This is a genomic window from Ruegeria sp. AF5, assembly GCF_056541905.1.
This window is the reverse complement of sequence record NZ_JBQFYZ010000004.1, coordinates 107,743-129,152: the sequence shown is the minus strand read 5'-3', so window position 1 is coordinate 129,152 and position 21,410 is coordinate 107,743. Positions and strand designations below refer to the sequence as shown.

General features: G+C 56.8%; 21 protein-coding genes. 6 read left to right on the top strand and 15 right to left on the bottom strand.

Going from position 1 to position 21,410, the window contains the following annotated elements; all coding sequences use genetic code 11:
* Positions 1-9: 9 nt before the first annotated feature.
* Positions 10-2,070 (bottom strand): methylmalonyl-CoA mutase family protein, encoded by a 2,061-nt coding sequence (locus ACR0DS_RS08640; RefSeq protein WP_480558823.1) that lies wholly within the window; start codon positions 2,068-2,070, stop codon positions 10-12.
* Positions 2,071-2,121: 51 nt separating this feature from the next.
* Between ACR0DS_RS08640 and ACR0DS_RS08635 the strand changes: the two genes are divergently transcribed.
* The 6 genes from ACR0DS_RS08635 to ACR0DS_RS08610 all read left to right on the top strand — a co-directional run bounded on the left by ACR0DS_RS08635 (position 2,122) and on the right by ACR0DS_RS08610 (position 9,030).
* Positions 2,122-3,486: a 1-acyl-sn-glycerol-3-phosphate acyltransferase gene (locus ACR0DS_RS08635; protein WP_480483172.1), complete on the top strand. Its 1,365-nt coding sequence runs from the start codon at positions 2,122-2,124 to the stop codon at positions 3,484-3,486.
* 134 nt (positions 3,487-3,620) lie between these two features.
* Positions 3,621-4,904 (top strand): crotonyl-CoA carboxylase/reductase, encoded by a 1,284-nt coding sequence (ccrA, locus tag ACR0DS_RS08630; RefSeq protein ID WP_480475116.1) that lies wholly within the window; start codon positions 3,621-3,623, stop codon positions 4,902-4,904.
* Between the two features lie 367 nt (positions 4,905-5,271).
* Positions 5,272-5,991: a helix-turn-helix transcriptional regulator gene (locus ACR0DS_RS08625; protein WP_209506490.1), complete on the top strand. Its 720-nt coding sequence runs from the start codon at positions 5,272-5,274 to the stop codon at positions 5,989-5,991.
* Positions 5,992-6,073: 82 nt separating this feature from the next.
* A complete protein-coding gene (locus ACR0DS_RS08620) occupies positions 6,074-6,712 on the top strand; it encodes an acyl-homoserine-lactone synthase (protein ID WP_480475120.1) in 639 nt (212 codons plus the stop codon).
* Positions 6,713-6,772: 60 nt separating this feature from the next.
* Positions 6,773-8,320 carry an ATP-dependent DNA helicase gene (locus tag ACR0DS_RS08615; RefSeq protein WP_480558825.1) on the top strand — a complete coding sequence of 516 codons (1,548 nt, stop codon included), beginning with the start codon at positions 6,773-6,775 and terminating at the stop codon, positions 8,318-8,320.
* On the top strand, positions 8,302-9,030 hold the full coding sequence (locus ACR0DS_RS08610; RefSeq protein ID WP_480486666.1) for an SDR family oxidoreductase: 729 nt from the start codon (positions 8,302-8,304) through the stop codon (positions 9,028-9,030). Before ACR0DS_RS08615 ends, ACR0DS_RS08610 begins: the two co-directional genes overlap by 19 nt.
* A 3-nt stretch (positions 9,031-9,033) precedes the next feature.
* Here the strand turns inward: ACR0DS_RS08610 and ACR0DS_RS08605 are convergent, their stop codons facing one another.
* The 14 genes from ACR0DS_RS08605 to trpS all read right to left on the bottom strand — a co-directional run bounded on the left by ACR0DS_RS08605 (position 9,034) and on the right by trpS (position 21,386).
* Entirely contained in the window at positions 9,034-9,801 is a 768-nt protein-coding gene (locus tag ACR0DS_RS08605) for a TIGR02186 family protein (protein WP_480483180.1), read from the bottom strand.
* A gap of 2 nt (positions 9,802-9,803) precedes the next feature.
* Complete coding sequence (locus ACR0DS_RS08600) at positions 9,804-10,724, bottom strand: sulfite exporter TauE/SafE family protein (protein WP_480475128.1); 921 nt, start codon at positions 10,722-10,724, stop codon at positions 9,804-9,806.
* A gap of 91 nt (positions 10,725-10,815) precedes the next feature.
* Positions 10,816-11,739 (bottom strand): sulfite exporter TauE/SafE family protein, encoded by a 924-nt coding sequence (locus ACR0DS_RS08595; RefSeq protein WP_480506749.1) that lies wholly within the window; start codon positions 11,737-11,739, stop codon positions 10,816-10,818.
* Positions 11,740-11,829: 90 nt separating this feature from the next.
* Positions 11,830-12,798 carry an ABC transporter permease gene (locus ACR0DS_RS08590; RefSeq protein WP_480558827.1) on the bottom strand — a complete coding sequence of 323 codons (969 nt, stop codon included), beginning with the start codon at positions 12,796-12,798 and terminating at the stop codon, positions 11,830-11,832.
* The gene (locus tag ACR0DS_RS08585; RefSeq protein ID WP_480558829.1) at positions 12,798-13,892 is read right to left on the bottom strand and encodes an ABC transporter permease; all 1,095 of its coding nucleotides are present in this window, start codon (positions 13,890-13,892) and stop codon (positions 12,798-12,800) included. The genes ACR0DS_RS08590 and ACR0DS_RS08585 overlap by 1 nt, the downstream gene beginning before the upstream one ends.
* Position 13,893: 1 nt before the next feature.
* A complete protein-coding gene (locus ACR0DS_RS08580) occupies positions 13,894-15,423 on the bottom strand; it encodes an ABC transporter ATP-binding protein (RefSeq protein WP_480558831.1) in 1,530 nt (509 codons plus the stop codon).
* Positions 15,424-15,518: 95 nt separating this feature from the next.
* On the bottom strand, positions 15,519-16,517 hold the full coding sequence (locus tag ACR0DS_RS08575; RefSeq protein ID WP_480486668.1) for a BMP family lipoprotein: 999 nt from the start codon (positions 16,515-16,517) through the stop codon (positions 15,519-15,521).
* A gap of 158 nt (positions 16,518-16,675) precedes the next feature.
* A complete protein-coding gene (locus ACR0DS_RS08570; protein ID WP_480616723.1) occupies positions 16,676-17,074 on the bottom strand; it encodes a GNAT family N-acetyltransferase in 399 nt (132 codons plus the stop codon).
* A gap of 11 nt (positions 17,075-17,085) precedes the next feature.
* Positions 17,086-17,676: a tRNA (adenosine(37)-N6)-threonylcarbamoyltransferase complex dimerization subunit type 1 TsaB gene (gene tsaB, locus ACR0DS_RS08565; protein WP_480558835.1), complete on the bottom strand. Its 591-nt coding sequence runs from the start codon at positions 17,674-17,676 to the stop codon at positions 17,086-17,088.
* Entirely contained in the window at positions 17,666-18,229 is a 564-nt protein-coding gene (locus ACR0DS_RS08560) for a NifU family protein (protein ID WP_267366253.1), read from the bottom strand. Before ACR0DS_RS08560 ends, tsaB begins: the two co-directional genes overlap by 11 nt.
* Before the next feature lie 69 nt (positions 18,230-18,298).
* Entirely contained in the window at positions 18,299-18,892 is a 594-nt protein-coding gene (locus tag ACR0DS_RS08555) for a DsbA family protein (protein WP_480486674.1), read from the bottom strand.
* A gap of 9 nt (positions 18,893-18,901) precedes the next feature.
* Positions 18,902-19,357 (bottom strand): universal stress protein, encoded by a 456-nt coding sequence (locus ACR0DS_RS08550; protein ID WP_267366250.1) that lies wholly within the window; start codon positions 19,355-19,357, stop codon positions 18,902-18,904.
* A 77-nt stretch (positions 19,358-19,434) separates the two neighbouring features.
* Positions 19,435-20,298 carry a branched-chain amino acid aminotransferase gene (locus ACR0DS_RS08545; RefSeq protein ID WP_480558837.1) on the bottom strand — a complete coding sequence of 288 codons (864 nt, stop codon included), beginning with the start codon at positions 20,296-20,298 and terminating at the stop codon, positions 19,435-19,437.
* A 59-nt stretch (positions 20,299-20,357) separates the two neighbouring features.
* Positions 20,358-21,386, bottom strand: coding sequence for a tryptophan--tRNA ligase (gene trpS, locus ACR0DS_RS08540; protein ID WP_480518485.1), 1,029 nt, complete (start codon positions 21,384-21,386; stop codon positions 20,358-20,360).
* Positions 21,387-21,410: the final 24 nt, after the last annotated feature.

Genomic DNA, 21,410 nt, shown 5'->3' with positions numbered 1-21,410 from the left:
AAACCTCAGTTACTCGGCTGCGAGGTTTTTGGGGTCAACCAGCGTTACAATATCGCTCATGATCGCATTAAGTTCAAAGTTTTTGGGGGTGTAAACCTTGGCTACACCCATGGCTTTCAATTTTGCGGCATCTTCATCCGGAATAATTCCGCCGACAACCACGGGAATGTGAGACAGGCCAGCCTTTTGCAGCCGATCCATTACATCTTCGACCAAAGGCAGATGGCTACCGGACAGGATCGACAACCCGATGACATGTGCGTCATCATCGCGGGCTGAGGTGACAATTTCTTCCGGGGTCAGCCGGATACCCTCATAGCTGATATCCATGCCGCAGTCGCGGGCACGGAACGCGATTTGTTCGGCGCCGTTGGAATGGCCGTCCAACCCCGGTTTTCCAACCAGGAATTTCAGGCGCCGTCCCAGTTTGTCGCTGACGGCATCAACCGCCGCGCGCAGGTCCTCCAACCCTTCGGTCTTGTTCGAGACCGAACCGGAAACGCCGGTCGGGCCACGATAAGTGCCGAAAACCTTGCGCATCTCTTCGGCCCACTCCCCGGTTGTCACACCCGCCTTGGCAGCGGCAATGGACGGCTCCATGACGTTCGCTCCTGTCTGAGCCGCCTGGCGCAACGCGGACAAGGTCGCTGCAACAGCCGCTTTGTCCCGCTCAGCCCGCCACGCATTCAGGCGGTCAATCTGTTCCTGTTCTACCGCAGGATCAACGACCATGATGCCGCCATCTTCGGTCTGCAAGGGCGAAGCCTCGCCTTCCATCCATTTGTTCACGCCGACGACCACAGTTTCGTTGCGTTCGATCCGGTTCAGACGTTCAGCGTTGGAATCCACAAGGCGGGATTTCATATACTCGATTGCCGCAACCGCACCGCCCATCGAATCCAGGTTCGCCAGTTCTGCGCGTGCACCTGCTTTCAATTCTTCGACCTTGGCATCAACAGCCGGGTTGCCATCGAACAGATCATCGAATTCCAGCAGATCAGTTTCATAGGCCAGAATCTGCTGCATCCGCATGGACCATTGCTGATCCCAAGGGCGTGGCAGGCCAAGCGCCTCGTTCCAGGCGGGCAACTGCACCGCACGGGCGCGTGCATTTTTCGACAGGGTTACGGCCAGCATCTCGATCAGGATGCGATAGACGTTGTTTTCGGGCTGCTGCTCGGTCAGGCCCAGAGAGTTCACCTGCACGCCATAGCGGAATCGACGGAATTTCGGATTTTCAACGCCATAGCGTTGTTGCAGAATCTCATCCCAAAGATCCACGAAGGCACGCATTTTGCACATTTCGGTGACAAAGCGGATGCCAGCATTCACAAAAAAGGAAATCCGGCCGCAGAGCGCCGGGAAATCCTCGGCAGGTACTCGTGGGCGCAATTCGTCTAGCACGGCGATGGCAGTGGCCAGGGCGTACGCGAGCTCCTGCTCTGGCGTCGCGCCCGCCTCTTGCAGGTGATACGAGCACACGTTCATCGGGTTCCATTTCGGAACATTGGTATAGCAATACTCGGCCACGTCCGCGATCATCTTGAGCGACGGTTTTGGCGGGCAAACATAAGTGCCCCGGCTCAGATATTCCTTGATCAGGTCGTTCTGAACCGTGCCCTGCAACTTGGAAACGTCAGCGCCCTGTTCCTCGGCCGCTGCGATGTAAAGGGCAAGCAACCAAGGGGCGGTGGCGTTGATCGTCATAGACGTGTTCATCTGTTCTAATGGAATCTGATCAAACAAAACTCGCATATCGCCCAGATGGCAAACGGGCACCCCGACCTTGCCAACTTCGCCACGTGCCAACGTGTGGTCACTGTCATATCCGGTCTGGGTGGGCAGATCGAAGGCAACCGAAAGACCGGTTTGCCCTTTGGCAAGGTTGCCACGATAAAGCGCGTTCGAGGCCTTGGCGGTAGAATGACCGGCATAGGTCCGGATGAGCCAGGGGCGATCTTTCTGCATCTGCGTCATGAAGGGGCCTCGCGTTTCGGTGGGCAATAAAATTACGTCTATGGGTTCTAAAGCGCAATTTTCGGGACATGTCAATTCGCTGCGTTGCGGCATCCTGCAATTGTTCAGATTGTGAGCAGCTGCGATTGGTGGCAAGGTGCGGCCATGACGCAAACCGTGGAACTTCCGCTTTGGCTTTTTGTGCTGATCGTGGTCTTTGCCATGGTTACTTTCGCTTCACATTTCCTGTTCCCGTCAGTCCGGTGGTTCTTCCGCCGCCGGTTGGAACGTGCCGTGGCGCGTTTGAACCAGCGCCTGCAACGTCCGATCCAACCGTTCAAGCTGGCCCGCCGGCACGACATGATTCAACGGCTGATTTATGATCCACAGGTCGGAAAAGCGGTCCAGCATCACGCCCTTGAAACCGGAATACCCGAAGCCGTTGCGTCCGAGCAGGCACGCCGCTATGCCCGCGAGATCGTGCCGTCCTTTTCTGCCTTCGCCTATTTCAGTTTTGCGATCCGGCTGGCCCGGCTGCTAAGCAACACATTCTACGAAGTGCGGCTTAGCTACGAAGACGAAGACGCGGTCAGGACTATCGACCCTGATGCAACCGTTGTTTTTGTGATGAACCACAGAAGCAATATGGACTACGTGTTGGTTACATATCTGGCGGCCCCGCACTCTGCTTTATCCTACGCGGTAGGAGAATGGGCTCGGGTTTGGCCGCTCAGCCGGTTGATCCGTGCAATGGGGGCCTACTTTATCCGGCGCAAGTCAGGCAGCGAGCTCTACCGGCAGGTTTTGTCCACCTATGTGCGCCATGCGACCGAAGCCGGTGTGACGCAAGCCATGTTTCCAGAAGGTGGTTTAAGCCTGACAGGAGCGCTCGCCCGCCCAAAGCTTGGATTGCTCAAGTACATAATGGATGGGACGACGTCGCAGGGGCGTGATGTTGTATTCGTTCCCGTCGCTTTGAATTATGACCGTGTGCTTGAAGACACTATTCTTACCCGTGCGGCACTGGGAAAAGAGCGTCGTTTTCGGGCCCGGATCGGTGTCATCGCGCGATGGATTTTCAAGCAGTTCTGGCGGCGAGTGATCGGGCGCTACAAGCGGTTTGGGCTGGCATCGGTCCGGTACGGAATGCCGATTTCCCTGAAAGAGTTCCGGGCCGAAGGCAGTGACGACATGATGACCGATCTGGCGCGCACATTGATGCAGCGTATCCAGAACGCGATCCCGTTGGTTCCGGCCCCTGCGGCCTGTTTGCTGATACGTGACAATGGGCCGATGGCGGAACAGGATCTGCGGTCCTCTATTCAGACGATGATGGAACGCGACGGTAAGCAGACCCAAGACAATGCGCCGGCCATATCAAGCGCTTTGGACCAGTTGATTGAACGACGGATTCTCAAGCGGCAGGGAGATATTCTTTCTGCATCTGGGCAACGCGGTGATCTGCTGGAGTATTATGCAGCATCTGTACCGGTTTCCGCGCGCCCCTCAAATTCTGCGTCTGCAAAATAATTTCTGCAACTGCTGGGTCATAAAATTACAATATTGCATCAAAAACGGTTGCAATATTTCGCGATGGCCAATATTTCATCTGATAAAGCGCGCGATTCTGCGGCGCGGCAAAAGTATTGAAAAAGGAGGCCAGCATGGCTTTGGACACCGAAACCGGTATCGCGTCGTATGAGGCACCCGAAAAAGACCTCTATGAAATGGGTGAGATCCCTCCGATGGGATATGTCCCGAAACAAATGTACGCCTGGGCCATCCGAAAGGAACGCCATGGCGAGCCAAACACTGCGATGCAGCAGGAAGTGGTCGATGTACCCACGCTGGACAGCAATGAGGTGCTTGTTCTGGTGATGGCTGCAGGCGTTAATTACAACGGTGTCTGGGCTGCACTGGGCCAGCCGATCAGCCCCTTTGATGGCCACAAGGCACCGTACCATGTCGCGGGCTCTGATGCATCGGGTATCGTCTGGGCCGTTGGTGACAAGGTCAAGCGGTGGAAGGTTGGCGACGAAGTTGTCATCCACTGCAACCAGGACGATGGCGACGACGAAGAATGCAACGGCGGCGACCCAATGTATTCGACCAGCCAGCGGATCTGGGGCTATGAAACACCTGACGGCTCATTCAGCCAGTTCACACGCGTGCAGGCTCAGCAGTTGATGCCGCGCCCCAAGCACCTGACTTGGGAAGAAGCGGCCTGCTACACGCTGACACTCGCGACAGCTTATCGTATGCTGTTTGGTCACGAACCGCATGACCTGAAACCGGGTCAGAACGTTCTGGTCTGGGGTGCCTCGGGCGGTCTGGGATCTTATGCAATCCAGTTGATCAACACAGCCGGGGCAAACGCGATCGGGGTGATCTCGGACGAAAGCAAGCGTGATTTCGTCATGGGTCTGGGCGCAAAGGGGGTTCTGAACCGCCGCGACTTTAATTGCTGGGGTCAACTGCCCACGGTCAATACGCCCGAATACGCCGAGTGGTTCAAAGAGGCCCGCAAATTCGGCAAGGCAATCTGGGACATCACCGGCAAGGGCAACAATGTCGACATGGTGTTCGAGCATCCGGGCGAGAGCACCTTCCCGGTCTCGACTTTCGTGGTGAAAAAAGGCGGCATGGTTGTGATTTGTGCGGGGACGTCCGGGTTCAACTGCACATTCGATGTGCGTTACATGTGGATGCACCAGAAACGCCTGCAGGGTTCGCATTTTGCCCATCTGAAACAGGCGGCGGCGGCGAACAAGCTGATGGTCGAGCGCCGCCTGGATCCCTGTATGTCCGAGGTGTTTGCCTGGAACGACCTACCGGAAGCACATATGAAAATGCTGCGGAATGAACACAAGCCGGGCAACATGTCTGTGCTTGTTCAGGCGCCGCGTACCGGGCTGCGCACTCTCGAAGAAGTTTTGGACGCAGGCTGATAAAGTTAAGGACGTTAGACAAAAACCACCCGCGAATCGCACTGCCGGTTCGCGGGTGGTTTGCTGTTTGCAGACCTTTTTCATGGTTTCAAATGCTTGCGATTCTTACTCCCGCTATTTTTGGGGAGTAGAAACCGGTGAATAGGTCGAAAAAGATCATACATGTTATGGTTGTGTTAACGCTTCGTTAACTGTTTCAGAGAGACCCTGATGGCGCAAAATGAGTGGATATTGGACGTACTATCGGACCTCAATGCGTTCGCCGTTGCGAATGGGTTGAGCGCGCTTGCAGAACAGCTTGATGATACAAGACTGATTGCCGCGGCCGAGATTGCGTCCCTGAAGAACGAGGCACGGGCGCCCGCGGATGGGAACGAAAACCGATTTGGGGCAAATCCTACAGGATTTGGAAAACACCAGCACGCTTGAAGAGCTCAGCATCGTTGCCGAGTGTCTGCGAGACACTTTAAAGGTCGCACATCTGACATATCATTGGGTTGACGGCGCGGGGGACCAATACGGCTATACGACCTACTCAGACGCCTGGGACGAACGATACAGGGAAAAAAACTATCATCGTATCGACCCTGTAATTCTGGGGTGTTTCCAGCGATTTCACCCAGTTGACTGGAAGTCTCTGGACTGGTCCAGCAAGGTGGCCAAATCATTCCTTCAGGATGCCCACGACCATGGGGTCGGCAATCAGGGATACTCGATCCCGATCCGAGGGCCAAACGGTCAGTTCGCTCTTTTTACCGTTAACCACAGCTGCGACGATCAAACCTGGCAGACCTTCATCTCGACCTACGGGCGTGAGTTGATTCTTGTTGCGCACTACATCAACCGCAAAGCGCTGGAGTTTGAAAAGGACAGGCAACCGGATGCCACGCGCGGCCTGTCGCCCCGTGAAATCGACGCCATTACCCTTTTGGCACTGGGTTACAGCCGTGCTCAGGTGGCGCATTCCCTGTCGATTTCCGAACACACGCTACGCGTTTACATTGAAAGCGCCCGGTCGAAACTCGGTGCCCTTAACACGACCCACGCAATCGCAACGGCACTCAGCCGGGGATTAATAGTCGTTTAAGGCCAGAGCGTCCTCAAAACGCAATATTAACCACGACTCTGTACCCCCTTCGTTCCTGCACAGGACGACAAGGGGAATAGTCATGTTGCGTTATCTATATGCCGATGAGTTACACAGATTTCCGACTCTGGCTGAGGGGATGTTCAAGGATCGCGCAGATCAGTTCAAAACCCGGTTGGGGTGGGATGTCCATGTCAACAAAAAAGGAGAAGAGCGGGATGAGTACGACGACCTCAACCCGCTTTATGTCATCTGGGAAGAACCGGATGGCAGCCATGGCGGGTCGATGCGGGTATTGCCGACAACAGGCCGGGTAATGATCAATGAGGTGTTTGGGCATCTCAACGGCGGCAAGCCGATTTGCAGCCCGCTGATCTGGGAGGTGACCCGGTTCTGCCTGTCCCGCACAGCCAGCCCGCACACTGCCGGGGCCATCATGCTAAGCGGGGGCGAGATGATGGAAGGCTTTGGCCTGACGCATATTGCCGGTGTTTTTGATGCCCGCATGATCCGGATCTATCGTCTGATCGGGTCGTCCCCCAAGGTTCTTGGAACCCAAGGCAAAGGGCGTGACCAGATCTCGGTTGGGTTGTGGCCCTATTCAGCGGATGATTGCAACCGCGTGGCTGAACGGGCAGGGATCCCGCGTGAGCTTTCGCGCATGTGGTTCAAGGCGGCTTTCGGGCGATCCAAACTGCACCGATTTGCCTTGTCTGCCTAAGGACCGGAAAACGCAATTCCGCATCTGGTGATGGTTGGCGCGGCCCTGTAGGGTCGCGCCATGTCTTTGCCCAACGTGACCTTCTCAGATGATCAGGCCGCCGCGTATGACAGCATCGCCGAGATGCTGCGCTCAGCCGGTGTCGACCTGGAGGACGATGCCCTTCTCAAACTGCCGGGGGCAGGGAAGTCTGGCGTGATGGCTGTCATCGGCAAGGCCGGGTCCGGCAAAACGTTGCTACTGGCCGAACTTTACAAAGCGCTGGCGGAGACCGGTGTTCAGGTCGTGTCCGGTGACTACGAAAGTCGTAAATCCAGAGACAAGCGCAGCCTTGCCATTCTGGCCCCCACAAACAAAGCCGCAAGTGTTCTGCGCCTTCGCGGTGTTCCGGCAACTACTATTCACCGCATCCTTTATACGCCGGTTTATGACCCGGAATACGAGCGTATCGCCGAGTGGCTGGCCGGAAATGATGAGCGCCCCGAGATCGAAGGTCTGACAGACGAAGCTTTGGACCGTGCTGCTGCGTTTTATCGTAACAACAAATCGATTCCCGGAGCGCTGGCCGCTGCCGGATTGCGCGGTTCGGACTTCATTACAGGTTGGAAACGCCGCGAGGAACCGCTGGACATCGGGTTTGTCGACGAGGCGTCGATGCTGGATGATCGTCAGTTCGAAGACCTGAAAGAGATATTCCCGACCCTTCTGCTGTTCGGTGATCCCGCACAGCTGGCTCCGGTCAATCAGTCCGGTAGCATGGTGTTTGAAGCCTTGCCCGAACCACGAAAGCTGACGCTTCAGCGGGTACATCGGCAAGACGCGGATAACCCGATCCTGGACCTGGCGCACGCTCTTGCCAATCCGTCGATGGGATTTGAAGAATTTGAGCGTTTGGTCGAAGACACCGCCCGCCGGGATGACAGGGTCGTTTGGGGGCAGCGGGTCGAAGTTGATCTGATGGCGCGCAGCCCGGTTCTGGTCTGGCGTAACGCCACGCGCATTCGTTTGATACAGGCGTTCAGGCAGGTTCATGGTGCACCGGATACGGAGCTTTTGGAAGGCGAGCCGCTGATCTGCGACGGGATCGAGTTGCCGTTGAAGCACCGCAAGAAGCGGTTGGATCTTGAGGCGCGCGGCCTGATCAAAGGGGCCCAGGTTGTTTATCTTGGTCCCGGTCGTAAGCCTGGGTTTTCGCGCTTGCATGTGATGGGGGCCGAAGACCCTCAGGTCAGTGCTGCATCGATTGTCCAGATCGAAAAACCGGATGAGGAAGAGCCCTTCATTCCTTTTGCTGCCCGCATGGGGGCGACGTTTTTGCACGGGGCTGCGGTGACTATACATAAGGCACAAGGATCACAGTGGGACACGGTTCAGGTGTTTGCCCCTGACATTTACGCCGCGGCCCGTATGGGCCGTTCCGAGGCCGGGCAACCTTTGTGGAAGCGTTTGGCTTATGTTGCGATTACCCGCGCACAAGAGCGTTTGATCTGGGTGGTCCGTAACCGGCTGTCGAAACCCACCCACCCGTTGCAGATTGATGATTTGCGCGCGGTCCCCGCAGTTTCACTCACACTGGAGACAGAAGAGACATGGGTTCCATCATCGTAACTGGTGCAAGCTCTGGCATAGGTCGGGCCACCGCCGAGCTTTTTCTGGTGCAGGGCTGGACGGTCGGGCTGCTGGCGCGCAGCGCGGACAAGCTGAATGCCCTCGCGCAGGAATACCCGGCGGCCATAGCATTACCCGCAGATGTGACCGACCCGGACGCCGTCAAACAGGCGTTCCACGCCTTCATGGATCGGACAGGGCGACTTGATGTTCTGTTTAACAACGCTGGTATTTTTGCCCGCGGCGGCACAGTCGACGAAATCGCGCTGGACGATTGGTATCAAACCGTCAACGTCAACCTGAACGGTATGTTTCTATGCGCGCGCGAGGCCTTTGGGATCATGCGTCATCAAAGCCCGCAGGGCGGGCGGATCATCAATAACGGCTCGATTGCTGCGCATGTTCCGCGCCCGAATTCTGTACATTATTCGGCGACCAAACATGCCATTACCGGGCTGACGCGCAGCCTTTCACTGGATGGGCGATCCTTTGGAATTGCATGTGGTCAGATCGATATCGGCAATGCACGCACGCAGATGGTTCAGGATCTGGTGGATGCGGCGCAGGCGGCAGGCCAGACGCCGGACCCAACCATGGCGGTTGAAGATGCCGCGCGTTCCGTTCTGCATATGGCCACCCTGCCGCCCGAGGCGAATGTGCAGTTCATGACGGTCATGGCCACGACCATGCCCTATATCGGCAGGGGGTGAGTGTCAGTTTTCCCGCAACAGTCGGAACGCTGTCGACGCGCCCCAACCCGCGGCAATTGCGATAACCAATGACATCAGCCCGTACCAAACGGGTTGCTGACGGGACATATTGTACAGAAACCGCTCCAACCCGACTTTGCGGACGTCGATTTTGGTTTCGTATTGCGATACAACCTCTCCTCCGCGGGTCAGGAAGATCCGAGCTGAGTAATCCCCTTCGGTCAGGTCCGCAGGCATGTCAATTGACGTCCGGAACAAGGTTTGTTCGTCCACGGCCACAGTGTTCTCGCGGATGGAATACAGCTGTTCAGATTCACGGATACGGATCACGGCATCTGCAAAATCCTGAGCACCACGGATGTGCATCGCCGCTCCGACCGACCGGATCGCGCGTTCGATCGAAATGCGGTGACGCAGGTCTTCGGTATCGGTCAGAATTTGATCCAACGGTTCGCTGGTGGCAACTGCGTAGAAACTTGGTGCCAGGTCGACCAGAACGCTATCGGTGTTTACCCAAATCCCAAGCTTTCGCTCTTTGCGGCGAACCGTTACGGGCTCGGACGGGCCTGCAACCGCTACAATAACCGCGACTGGTGGGCCTGGCGGAATGGGTGATTCCCGTTTGATGGCCCCGAAAATGAGGATCTCAGACCCGTCAAAGTCGGCAGTGATCGCAACACGATCCTGGCTGAGGCCCAGGACGACCTGCTCTTCATCGGCTGCGGCGGGCAGGCAGAACAGGCACAAAGCGGCAAAGACATAGCGCAGCATTCTTAATGCCCCCCGCTGTTGCCAAGCGAATAAAGCTCGGATGGTTCAAGAAGCAAATCAAGGGCCAGCTTGCCGCAGACGACCAGAACCAGCGCCGCCAACAGAACGCGTAGTTGTTCTGCCGGCATGCGCGAACCGATTACGGTTCCGATCTGGGCGCCAATGACGCCCCCGACCAGCAGCAAAACCGCCAGGACAATGTCCACTGTATAGTTGGTGGTCGCGTGCAGCATCGTGGTAAATGCGGTTACGAAGATGATCTGAAACAACGATGTGCCGACAACGACTTTCGTGGGCATTCCCAGCAGGTAAATCATCGCCGGGACCATGATGAAGCCGCCACCGACCCCCATAATCGCGGACAAGACCCCGACGCTTAGACCAACTACAACCGGTGGAATGACCGAGATATAAAGACCTGATGTGCGAAAGCGCATCTTGAAGGGCATCGAATGAACCCAGCCACGTTGGCGGCGCTTGGCTGGAGCTGCCCCGCCTTTCTTGGCTTTGCGCAGCGCCCTCAGGCTTTCGATGAACATCAGGCTGCCAATGATACCAAGGAAGACCACGTAACAAAGGGTTACCAGAAGGTCGACCTGGCCCAGGCTTTTTAGATAGTTAAAGACAACAACGCCCAATGCAGCCCCGACTAGACCGCCTGTCAACAAAACCGTACCCATCTTGAGGTCAACGGTCTTTCGTCGAAAATGGGCCAGCACCCCGGAAAAGGACGATGCAACAATCTGATTGGCCTCTGTCGCAACCGCAACAGCCGGTGGTATGCCAATGAAAAACAGCAGCGGCGTCATGAGAAACCCGCCGCCGACCCCGAACATCCCCGACAGAATTCCAACCATTCCACCCAGACCAAGGAGTAGAAATGCATTTACCGAGACTTCGGCTATGGGCAGGTAAATATGCATGATACCGTCACTTTGCGCTGGGTCTTGGCTTGCCTTCTATCAAACTCGAATTCAAGAGCGGTTATTGTCGCGTGGTACGGGGAAAACAACATCATACCCCTCCAGGCTCTGCCAGAGAAAAGATCTCCAACGGCGGCAATAGAAGGTCAAATCCGATCTTTCCGGCAACGCCTATGACCAGCAACGCCAACAAAATGCGCAGCTGTTCGGCTTTCAGACGTGCACCGATCTGCGTCCCCAATTGCGCGCCCAGAACGCCGCCAAGCAACAAGAACAGGGCAAGCACTATGTCGACGCTGAAATTTGTCGACGCATGTATCATGGTTGTGAAACCGGCGACGAAAATGATCTGGAACAGGGATGTCCCGATAACCACTTTTGTCGGAATGCCAAGAACATAGATCATCGCGGGTACCATGATGAACCCGCCGCCGACACCCATGATCGCCGACAGGATGCCAACACCAAACCCGACCAGTGCAGGTGGTATGACCGAGATGTACAGGCTTGATGCCCGAAACCGCATCTTGAAGGGCAGTGCGTGAACCCATGTGCGCTGGCGTCGCTTGGGGGCAGGTTGATTCCCGGACTTTCTGGCTTTTCGGATGGCGGCAAGGCTTTCAATGAACATCAGGGTTCCGATGGCCCCCAGAAACACGACATAGCAAATCTGTACAGCCAGATCGACCTGTCCGAGATGCTTGAGAAAATTGAAAACCACCATACCCAGGGCCGCGCCAAACAACCCTCCGGTCAGCAGAACGCTTCCCATTTTCAGGTCCACGGTCTTGCGCCTGAGATGCGCCAGCAATCCCGAAATGGAAGAAGCGACAACCTGATTGGCTGATGTCGCAACGGCAACCGCCGGGGGAATGCCGATAAAAAACAGCAGCGGAGTGATCAAAAATCCTCCGCCGACACCGAACATGCCAGATAAAACACCGACGACCCCACCGATCCCCAACAGCAGGAATGGGCTGACAGAAACTTCGGCTATGGGAAGGTATACGTGCATACCCTCTTAGAACGGTTGCGGCATGCAAAATCAACTCTGCATGCCGCCTTGCAGCGAACAGGACTGAAACTCCATTCGGAACTGGCCTTATCAGCGCTCTTTGATGTAGGGCTCTCCGCCTGCCCGTGGTGGCACGGCCTTGCCGACAAAACCGGCCAGAATAACAACTGTCAGGATATAGGGCAGGGCGTCCATCACCTGGACCGGAATCACTACGCCGCCAAGATCGATGTTTTGGAACCGAAGTGCTACCGCCTGAAGCAGGCCAAACAGCAAACAGGCCCACATGGCGTGCCACGGGCGCCATTTGGCAAAGATCAAGGCGGCCAGCGCAATAAAGCCACGACCAGCGGTCATTTCCTTGACGAACCCAGCCTGCAAAGCCGTTGCCAGGTAAGCACCTGCAATACCACAAAGTACACCACAGATCGCGACGGCTGCGAAGCGCAGGCCAACCACGGACACGCCTGCTGTGTCGACCGCTGCCGGGTTTTCACCCACAGCTCGCAGGCGCAGGCCGAACCGTGTGCGGAAGAGCACCCACCATGTCGCTGGGACCATCAGGAATGCGACATAGACAAGGATGGAATGGCCTGAGAGCAGTTCGGAATAGATCGGGCCGACAATCGGAACCCCTCCGAGCGCGTCGGAAAATGGAAAATTGATAGGCTCGAACCGGCCGCCACCAAAGAGCGAGGGCGTGCGACCGCCCTGCTGGAACCAGCTTTGGGCGACAAGCACCGTCAGGCCCGAGGCAAGAAAGTTGATGGCGACACCCGAGATCAGCTGGTTGCCCCGGAAGGTTATCGATGCCAACCCGTGCAGTCCTGACAGCACCAGTGACGATCCGATACCAGCCAGCAGGCCCAGCCAGACTGACCCTGTAACCGCCGCGACAGCCGCAGAAAAGAACGCGGCTACCAGCATCTTACCTTCCAGCCCGATGTCGAAAATGCCAGCCCGTTCCGAATACAGACCGGCCAAACAGGCCAGCAAAAGCGGCGTGGAAAGGCGGATGGTCGAATCCAGAACCTGGATGAGGGTTACAAAGAAGTCCATTACTCTGCCCTCTTCCGCATACCAAGGAACAGTTTCTCAAGCGGCATCCGTACCATGTTGTCCAGTGCCCCAGTGAACAGGATCACCAGCGCCTGAATGACCACGATCAGTTCGCGGGGGATCGATGCCCACAGTGCCAGCTCGGCCCCGCCCTGATACAGGAACCCGAACAAAAGCGCGGCCAGCAATACGCCGAAAGGATGTGATCGCCCCATAAGGGCCACTGCAATCCCGATGAACCCAGCACCCTCGGTCGAGTTCAGGACAAGGCGCTCCGCCTCGCCCATAACGTTGTTGATGGCCATCAGACCTGCCAGCGCACCCGAGATCAGCATCGCAACAATGGTAATGCGAACCGGCGAGATGCCGGCATAGACCGCGCCGGTTTCTGAGTGGCCGTAAGCACGGATTTCATAGCCCAGCCGGGTCCGCCAGATCAGCGCCCAGACGACGACACAGGCCAGCAAAGCGATGAAGAACGTAATGTTTACCGGAGCCCCCCGGAACACCACGTTCTCTGCGGTTGAGAACATTGACTGGAATGTTGGCAGATGGACGGATTCGGGGAACCGTGCGGTTGCCGGGTCCTGCGACCCTTGCGGGCGCATGACATTGACCAGCATGTAGTTCAGAAAGGCAGCGGCAATAAAATTGAACATGATCGTGGTGATCACGATATGGCTGCCGCGCTTGGCCTGAAGATAGGCCGGGATAGCGGCCCAAAACGCGCCGAACAGCATTGATGCGGCGCAGGCCGCAAGCAATGCAATGCTCCAATGCGGCCAGTCGACGTAAATGCAAGCCATGGCCACCCCAAGACCGCCCAGCATCGCCTGACCTTCGCCACCGATGTTGAACAAGCGGGCGTGGAATGCGACGGCGACCGCAAGACCGGTAAACATGAAATTCGTCGCGTAATAGAGCGTATAGCCCCAGCCATAGGTTGACCCCAACGCGCCCGAAACCATCAGCTTAACAGCTTCGACGGGGTTTTCTCCGATGGCGAGGATGACCAGCGCCGACAGGATAGCGGCCAGCATCAGACTGATCAGCGGGATCAGAACGACATCGGCCCATTTAGGCATTTTTTCCATCCTACGCGGCCTCTCCTGCAACACCGGCCATCAGCAGGCCAAGTTCTTTTTCATCTGTTTCATTGGGCAGCCGTTCACCCATGATATGCCCGTCGAACATCACTGCGATCCGGTCGGACAGCGAGAATATCTCTTCCAACTCAACCGAAACCAGCAGGATCGCCTTGCCTTGATCGCGCAGGGCTACGATCTGCTTGTGAATGAATTCGATCGCGCCGATGTCAACGCCGCGCGTCGGCTGGCCGACCAGCAGCAGGTCAGGGTTTCGCTCGATTTCGCGGGCAACGACGATTTTCTGCTGGTTTCCACCCGAAAAGCTCTTGGCTGCAAGCCAAGGATCCGGTGGCCGGACATCGAATTTCTCGATCTTGGCTTCGGTATCAGCACGCAACGCGGCATTGTCCATGAACAGGCCCCGCTGATAAGCGGGGTCCCGGTGATAGCCAAAGGCCACGTTTTCCCACGCGTGGAAATCCATAATCAGGCCTTCACGCTGCCGATCTTCCGGCACATGCGCTATATGCTGTGCACGACGCGCCTGACCGTCAGATCCGGCTCCGCTTAGGGCCAGCGGTTCGCCGTTCAGCTTGATCGAGCCTTGTCCCGGACGCATCCCGCCCAGAACCTCCAGCAGTTCCGACTGCCCATTGCCCGCCACACCGGCAATACCGACGATCTCACCGGCACGCACGGTCAGGTCGATACCTTTGACCCGTTCAACACCGGCGGAATCGAAAACGCTCAGCTTTTCGATCTCAAGGATGGGTTTGCCCGGCGTCGCAGGCACCTTGTCGACTTGCAGCAAAACCTTGCGGCCTACCATCAGCTCGGCCAGTTCTTCAGGGCTGGTGTCCAAAGTTTTCACCGTAGCTGTCATCTGCCCACGGCGCATGACCGAGACGGTATCGGTGTTTTCCATGATTTCGCGCAGCTTGTGGGTGATCACGATGATCGTTTTCCCTTCGGCCCGCAGACGATCCAGAATACGGAACAGCTGGTCAGCCTCTGCCGGGGTCAGAACGCCAGTCGGTTCATCCAGAATCAGAATCTCGGCCTTGCGATACAATGCCTTCAAAATTTCGACACGCTGCTGCATCCCCACACCGATCTCATCAATGCGTTTGTCGGGGTCAACGAACAGTTCGTATTCTTCTTCCAGTTCTTTCAGTTCTTTGCGGGCCTTGGCCAGAGACGGAGCCAGAAGGCCGCCATCTTCGGCACCCAGAACGATGTTTTCCAGAACAGTGAAATTCTCCACCAGCTTGAAGTGCTGAAACACCATCCCGATGCCCGAGGCGATAGCCGCCTGGCTGTCAGGGATTTCGGTCTTTGTCCCGTTGATCCAAATTTCACCTTTGTCGGCTTTGTAAAAGCCGTAGAGGATGCTCATCAGCGTGGATTTGCCCGCACCGTTTTCACCGATGATCCCATGGATCGTACCGGGGGCGACGCTGATTGAGATGTCTTTGTTGGCCTGAACCGGCCCAAAGGATTTGGAGATCCCTTTGAGCTCAATGGCGGGGACGGTCATGTCTTACCCTCAACTGCCGAAAAGCCCATCCGGCAGGTGGCACGGATGGCAGAGTGGATGGCGGGGCGGAAGGGTTCCTTCCGCCCCGCGCGATATCAGAACTGCAGTGCGGGGCAGCTGTCGTTCTCGTAATAGCTGACAACGGTGATATCGCCGTTGATGATGGCTTTGCGGGCTTCTTCCACCGCATCGTTCATTTGGACCGAAACAAGCTCTTTGTTGTTATCGTCCATGGCGACGCCTACACCTTCTTCGGCCAGTCCCATGGTGAACACGCCGGTTTCTACGGCGTCACCTGCTTTCATCGCGTCATACACCGCGACGTCCACACGTTTCAGCATCGACGTCAGGACCTTGCCCGGATGCAGGTGGTTCTGGTTGCTGTCCACGCCGATCGACAGGATGCCTTCGTCGGCTGCCGTTTGCAGAACGCCAACACCTGTACCGCCAGCCGCGGCATAGATCACGTCAGCACCCTGGCTGATCTGTGCTTTTGTAAGTTCCGAACCTTTTACCGGGTCGTTCCATGCCGCAGGGGTGGTGCCGGTCATGTTGGCGACAACATTGATGTCCGGGTTCACGGCTTTGGCGCCTTGTGCGTATCCGCAACCAAAGTGGCGGATCAGCGGAATGTCCATACCGCCGATAAAGCCAACGGTTCCCGATTTCGATGCCATCGCTGCCATCATGCCAACCAGGTACGATCCTTCATGCTCGGCAAAGCCGATCTGGCGGATGTTGGGGATGTCCAGCCAGTTCACGTCGACAGCCACGAATTTGGTTTCAGGATAATCGCCTGCAACGGCCGACAACGGATCGGCCATACCAAAGCCCATGGTGATGATCGGATTAGCACCTGATTCTGCGAAACGGCGCAGAGCCTGTTCGCGCTGTGCTTCCGACTGGATCTCGATCTCGCGGTACTCGCCGCCGGTCTCATCGGCCCAACGCTGCGCGCCATTATACGCGGCTTCGTTGAAAGATTTGTCGAACTTGCCGCCCAGGTCAAAGATCAGCGCCGGTTCGGCGAAAGTTGCACCTGCGGTCAGAGCGACAGCAGCGGCAGCACCCATCAAGGATTTCATCAGGGTCATTTAAGTCTCCCATTTTTTTTGTTGGCACGAGGTAAGATTAGCCCCGTTTACCCACTTTTAGCGAGCATAAGTGTTGTGATGGCGGGAATTAAGGACGTTTGCAACCGTGATGGTCAATTGATTTCTGACCAAATGGTCTAAAAAATCTTTGGTTGCCGTTAGGGCAGTCGGCGTTCCATCACGAGAGCATCGATATTTGGGCCTGTTTTTCTGGAATAATAACCCTTGCGCTGACCGCACTGGCGATACCCGCATCGCCAGTACAAAGCGATTGCTGCAACATTGTCGGCAGCGACGTCCAGAAAAGCGCGGTTTGCCTGCAAAGTGACTGCCCGGTCGTGCCAGTTGCGCATGGTCTGAAACCCGAGCCCTTGTCTTTGAAACGCGGGGTGAGTCGCAATCGTCAGCAACTCTGCCTCACCCGCGATCACCTGAAACAGGACAAAGCAACGGTCATCCCCGACGTAATCAGTGAACCGGTTCTCCAAAAGGCTGGCGAACTCATCGGCAGTCCATGGGCGTGACTGGGTGAACGCCGCTGCATGTATCGCTGCCATCTCGTAAGGCGTCATTGGTCCAGCAACACAGGCGGCACATCTCGGGACGGGGCTGCGTCCGCAGGTCTGACATATAGCGGGGCCGGAGGTGCACTGACCTTGCGCCATCGTCTTGCGGCATGTCTGGCAACGGCTTGTACCTGCAATGCGGGGTCGGAGCAGACATACAAAGACCCGTGCTGTTCGGCCTCGTCCCTGGGCAAAAGGCAAGGGCCGGTTCCGGGAAGTTGTACATACACCTGTTCGCGCGGCGCAGGGATGGCTGGAAGTTGGCTCTCTTCTGCCAGTTCAATCAGAGCATCGAATCCAGAAACGCCCACCGCCGGGACGCCAAGGCCCAATGCAAGGCCCCGGGCGGCAGAGACCGAGATGCGTATACCCGTGAAATTGCCGGGCCCAATCCCAACACCGATAGCGTCCAGATCGGCCCATACGCAACCGGCCTCGGTCAGCACTTCTTGCAGCAAGGGCATCAATCGTTCGGCTTGACCCCGCGACATGCCTTCGACACGGGATACTGCGATCACACCGCCACGCAACAAAGCGGCCGCGCAATGCGCGGCCGATGTATCAAATGCCAGGATCGTCGGGTCAGACGGCAACTGGGCGAACCTCAGTCACTTCGGGGATGTAATGGCGCAGCAGGTTTTCGATACCCATCTTCAGTGTCAGGGTTGATGACGGGCACCCCGCGCAGGCACCTTGCATGTGCAGGTAGACGATGCCGCGATCAAAACCATGAAAGGTGATGTCGCCACCATCCTGTGCCACGGCCGGGCGCACGCGGCTGTCCAGCAGGTCTTTGATCTGGTTGACGATTTCTGCATCTTCTCCGGTATGTTCGGCATGACCCGAGGCCGCTGCCGCGTCGGCACCCATGACGGGCTGGCCGGATTGATAATGCTCCATCACTGCGCCAAGAATTGCAGGTTTGATGTGATCCCATTGAACATCGTCGGATTTGGTCACCGTGACAAAGTCGTTTCCAAAGAACACACCGGTCACGCCGTTTACGGCAAAGATTCGTTTGGCCAATGGGGACTTGTCACCAGCCTCGGCTGTCGGGAAATCCGCGGTTCCAGCCTCAAGAACCGTTTGGCCGGGCAGAAATTTCAACGTGGCCGGGTTTGGGGTGGATTCGGTCTGGATGAACATGAGGCAGCTCCGTCTGAGGTGTTTCTGATATGCGCTCAGGGGTCGGAGAAGTCAATATTTGGAACGATTCTAAATTGTGACCGCGTAACGAATCGCGTCATCCAGCCGGTCATCCCCCCAAAACAGCTCTGTTCCTGCCACGAAAGTCGGTGCGCCGAACAGGTCAAGTGCTTTTGCGCGCGCGGATTGCTCGAACAGCGCAGCCTTGATGCTCGGATCTTTTGCGCGATTTATCACTGCCGCAGGCAGACCCGCCATCTTCAGGCAATCCTCAAGCACGTCTTCGTCAGAGATGTCCCTCCCGCCCCCGAATTCAGCGCTGAAGACAGCCTTTGCGAAGGAAGCCCGTTCTTCGCGATGCGCAAGGGCCAGAGCCAGGCGCGCTGCGGTGAGGGAGTTTTGCGGGAACGGGTCAGGCCGAACCAACGGCAGCCCTCGTGCGCCGCAAAGACGTTCCATGTCGCGCCACATATAGCGCCCTTTGGCCGGATACAGGTTGAACGGTGACGTGCGCCATCCCTGATCCGCGAAAATCGGACCCAACAGAAAAGGCTGCCAGTCGACCGGGACGCCTTTGTCCTGCGCAGCCTGTTCGATCCGCATCGCGCTGAGATAGGAATAGGTCGAGGCGAAGTCGAACCAGAACTGCAACGTCTTCGCCATGTTCGATCCTCAGGTGATTTCTTCCAACTTTTCCTTGCTCAGGTCACCTGGAACAATCGTGATCGGGATCGGTAGGCTGCCAGAGTTTTTTGTGAGCTGGGTTACCAGCGGACCGGGGCCTTTCTTGTCAGTCCCCGCCCCAAGAACAAGAACGCCGATCTCAGGGTCAGACTGAACGTGTTCGATGATCTGCGGCACCGGATCACCTTCGCGAATGGCCAGTTCAGGTTCTACGTTCTGTTTGTCGCGCATCCATTTGGCGAAGACTTCGAAATGGGCATGGATACGTTCCCGGGCTTCTTCGCGCATGGTTTCGGCAACACCGATCCAGTGATTGAACTCGTCCGGCGGAATAACCGACAAGATCGTCACTCCGCCACCTGTATGCGCGGCACGCATCGCGGCGAACCGCATTGCGTTCAGGCATTCACGGCTGTCATCCAGAACAACTAAGAACTTACGCATGGGTGTCCTCTTCAATTTTAAGGGATCATGCCCGAGCGTTTGCGTGCTGGCAACTCGGACACGTTCATGTCGATGTACTAGCGTTCGCTTGCAGCCCAGTCCCAGTAAAGTGTGCGGGCACGGCGGGCAATTGGACCAACCTGAAACTGTGTGTCTTCCAGCGCAGTCACCGGTGTGATCTTGCTCATATTGCCGGACATGAAAACCTCGTCCGCCTGGTGAAAATCCTCGAAAGCCAAGACCGTTTCATGAACTGTAACACCATCCTCGCGCAGATTCTTGATATGTCGCGCCCGCGTGATCCCTGCCAAAAATGTGCCGTTGGGGATCGGGGTAAAGACCTCGCCATCCTTGACCATGAAGATGTTGGCTGTTGCCGTTTCGGCCACATTGCCCATCGCGTCAGCGACCAGAGCGTTCGAGAACCCTTTGGAGCGCGCCTCATGCAACATGCGCGCATTGTTGGGGTAAAGGCACCCGGCCTTGGCATTGACCACAGCCGATTCCAATACCGGGCGACGGAATCGCGTGGTCGACAGCGTGGCTGAAACCGTTTCCGGTGCCATCGGGATTTCTTCCAGACAGATGGCAAACCCTGTGCTGTTTTCCTGCGGAACGATTGCCGTGCTGTCGCCATCAATGCCCCAATACATCGGGCGGATATAAACAGCTGCGTCAGGGCTGTAGGCTTGCAACCCTTCATGCACCAATTCGACCATCTGTTCGGTTGTCATGGTCGGTGTCAGCATCAGGGCTTCGGCGGACCGGTTCACCCGGGCGCAATGGGCGTGCAGATCAGGGGCCAACCCGTCGAAATAGCGGGCACCATCGAATACGGATGATCCAAGCCAGGCCCCATGATCCGCTGCGCGCATGATGGGAGTATCCCCGTCATGCCATTGGCCCTGAAAGTAGGTCCGGATGTTTTTGCCGGTTGCCATGACGCCCTCCTCTGGTTCAGGCAGACCCTAGGTGGGCGTCAGGCGAAGGTCCAGTGCATTCAGCGTGATGCCGATCCGACCATACCGACGATTTCATAGGTCTTTTGCAGGATCGGAGCAGCGATCTGGCGGGCGCGTTCGGCCCCGTGAGCCAGAATCCGGTCAATCTCGGCCTGTTCTCCCATAAGGCGCGACATCTCAGTCGAGATTGGGGCCAGCTTGGCGACCGCCAGATCAGCCAGCATCGGTTTGAAATCACCGAACTGCTTGCCGCCAACTTCGGCCAGAACCTGCTCGATGCTTTGTTCGCTGAGTGCTGCGTAGATATTGACCAGATTACGCGCTTCGGGGCGGCCCTCCAGACCTTCGACATCCGACGGCAAAGCGTCAGGGTCGGTCTTGGCCTTGCGGATTTTCTTTGCGATCGCATCTGCATCGTCGGTCAGGTTGATCCGACTCATGTCCGAGGGATCGGACTTTGACATCTTCTTGGACCCATCCCGCAAGCTCATGACCCTTGTCGCTGACCCTTCGATCACCGGTTCGGTGATGGGAAAGAAATCGACGCCAAAATCGTTGTTGAATTTTATGGCGATGTCGCGGGTCAACTCCAGATGCTGTTTCTGGTCTTCGCCAACTGGCACATGGGTTGCGTGATAGATCAGAATATCGGCTGCCATCAGAGCAGGGTAGGCAAACAGGCCAAGCGAAGCGTTCTGCTGGTTTTTGCCAGCCTTGTCCTTCCACTGGGTCATGCGCTGCATCCATCCCATGCGCGCGACACAGTTGAATATCCAGGCCAGTTGCGCGTGTTCCGGCACCTGACTTTGGTTGAACAAGATTGATTTTTCCGGGTTTAGACCGGAAGCGATGTAACCGGCACAAAGCTCCCGCGTTGCATGCTGCAACTCGGTTGGGTCTTGCCAGACGGTGATCGCGTGCAGATCGACCATGCAATAGATAGTCTCAAACTCCTCGCTCTGCATTCTCACCCAGTTCCGAAGCGCCCCGAGATAGTTGCCGAGGTGTAGATTGCCCGAAGGCTGCGCACCAGAAAACACGCGCGGCGTGAATTGGGACTCAGTCATCAAAGGGAACTCCTGTCTGGAAAA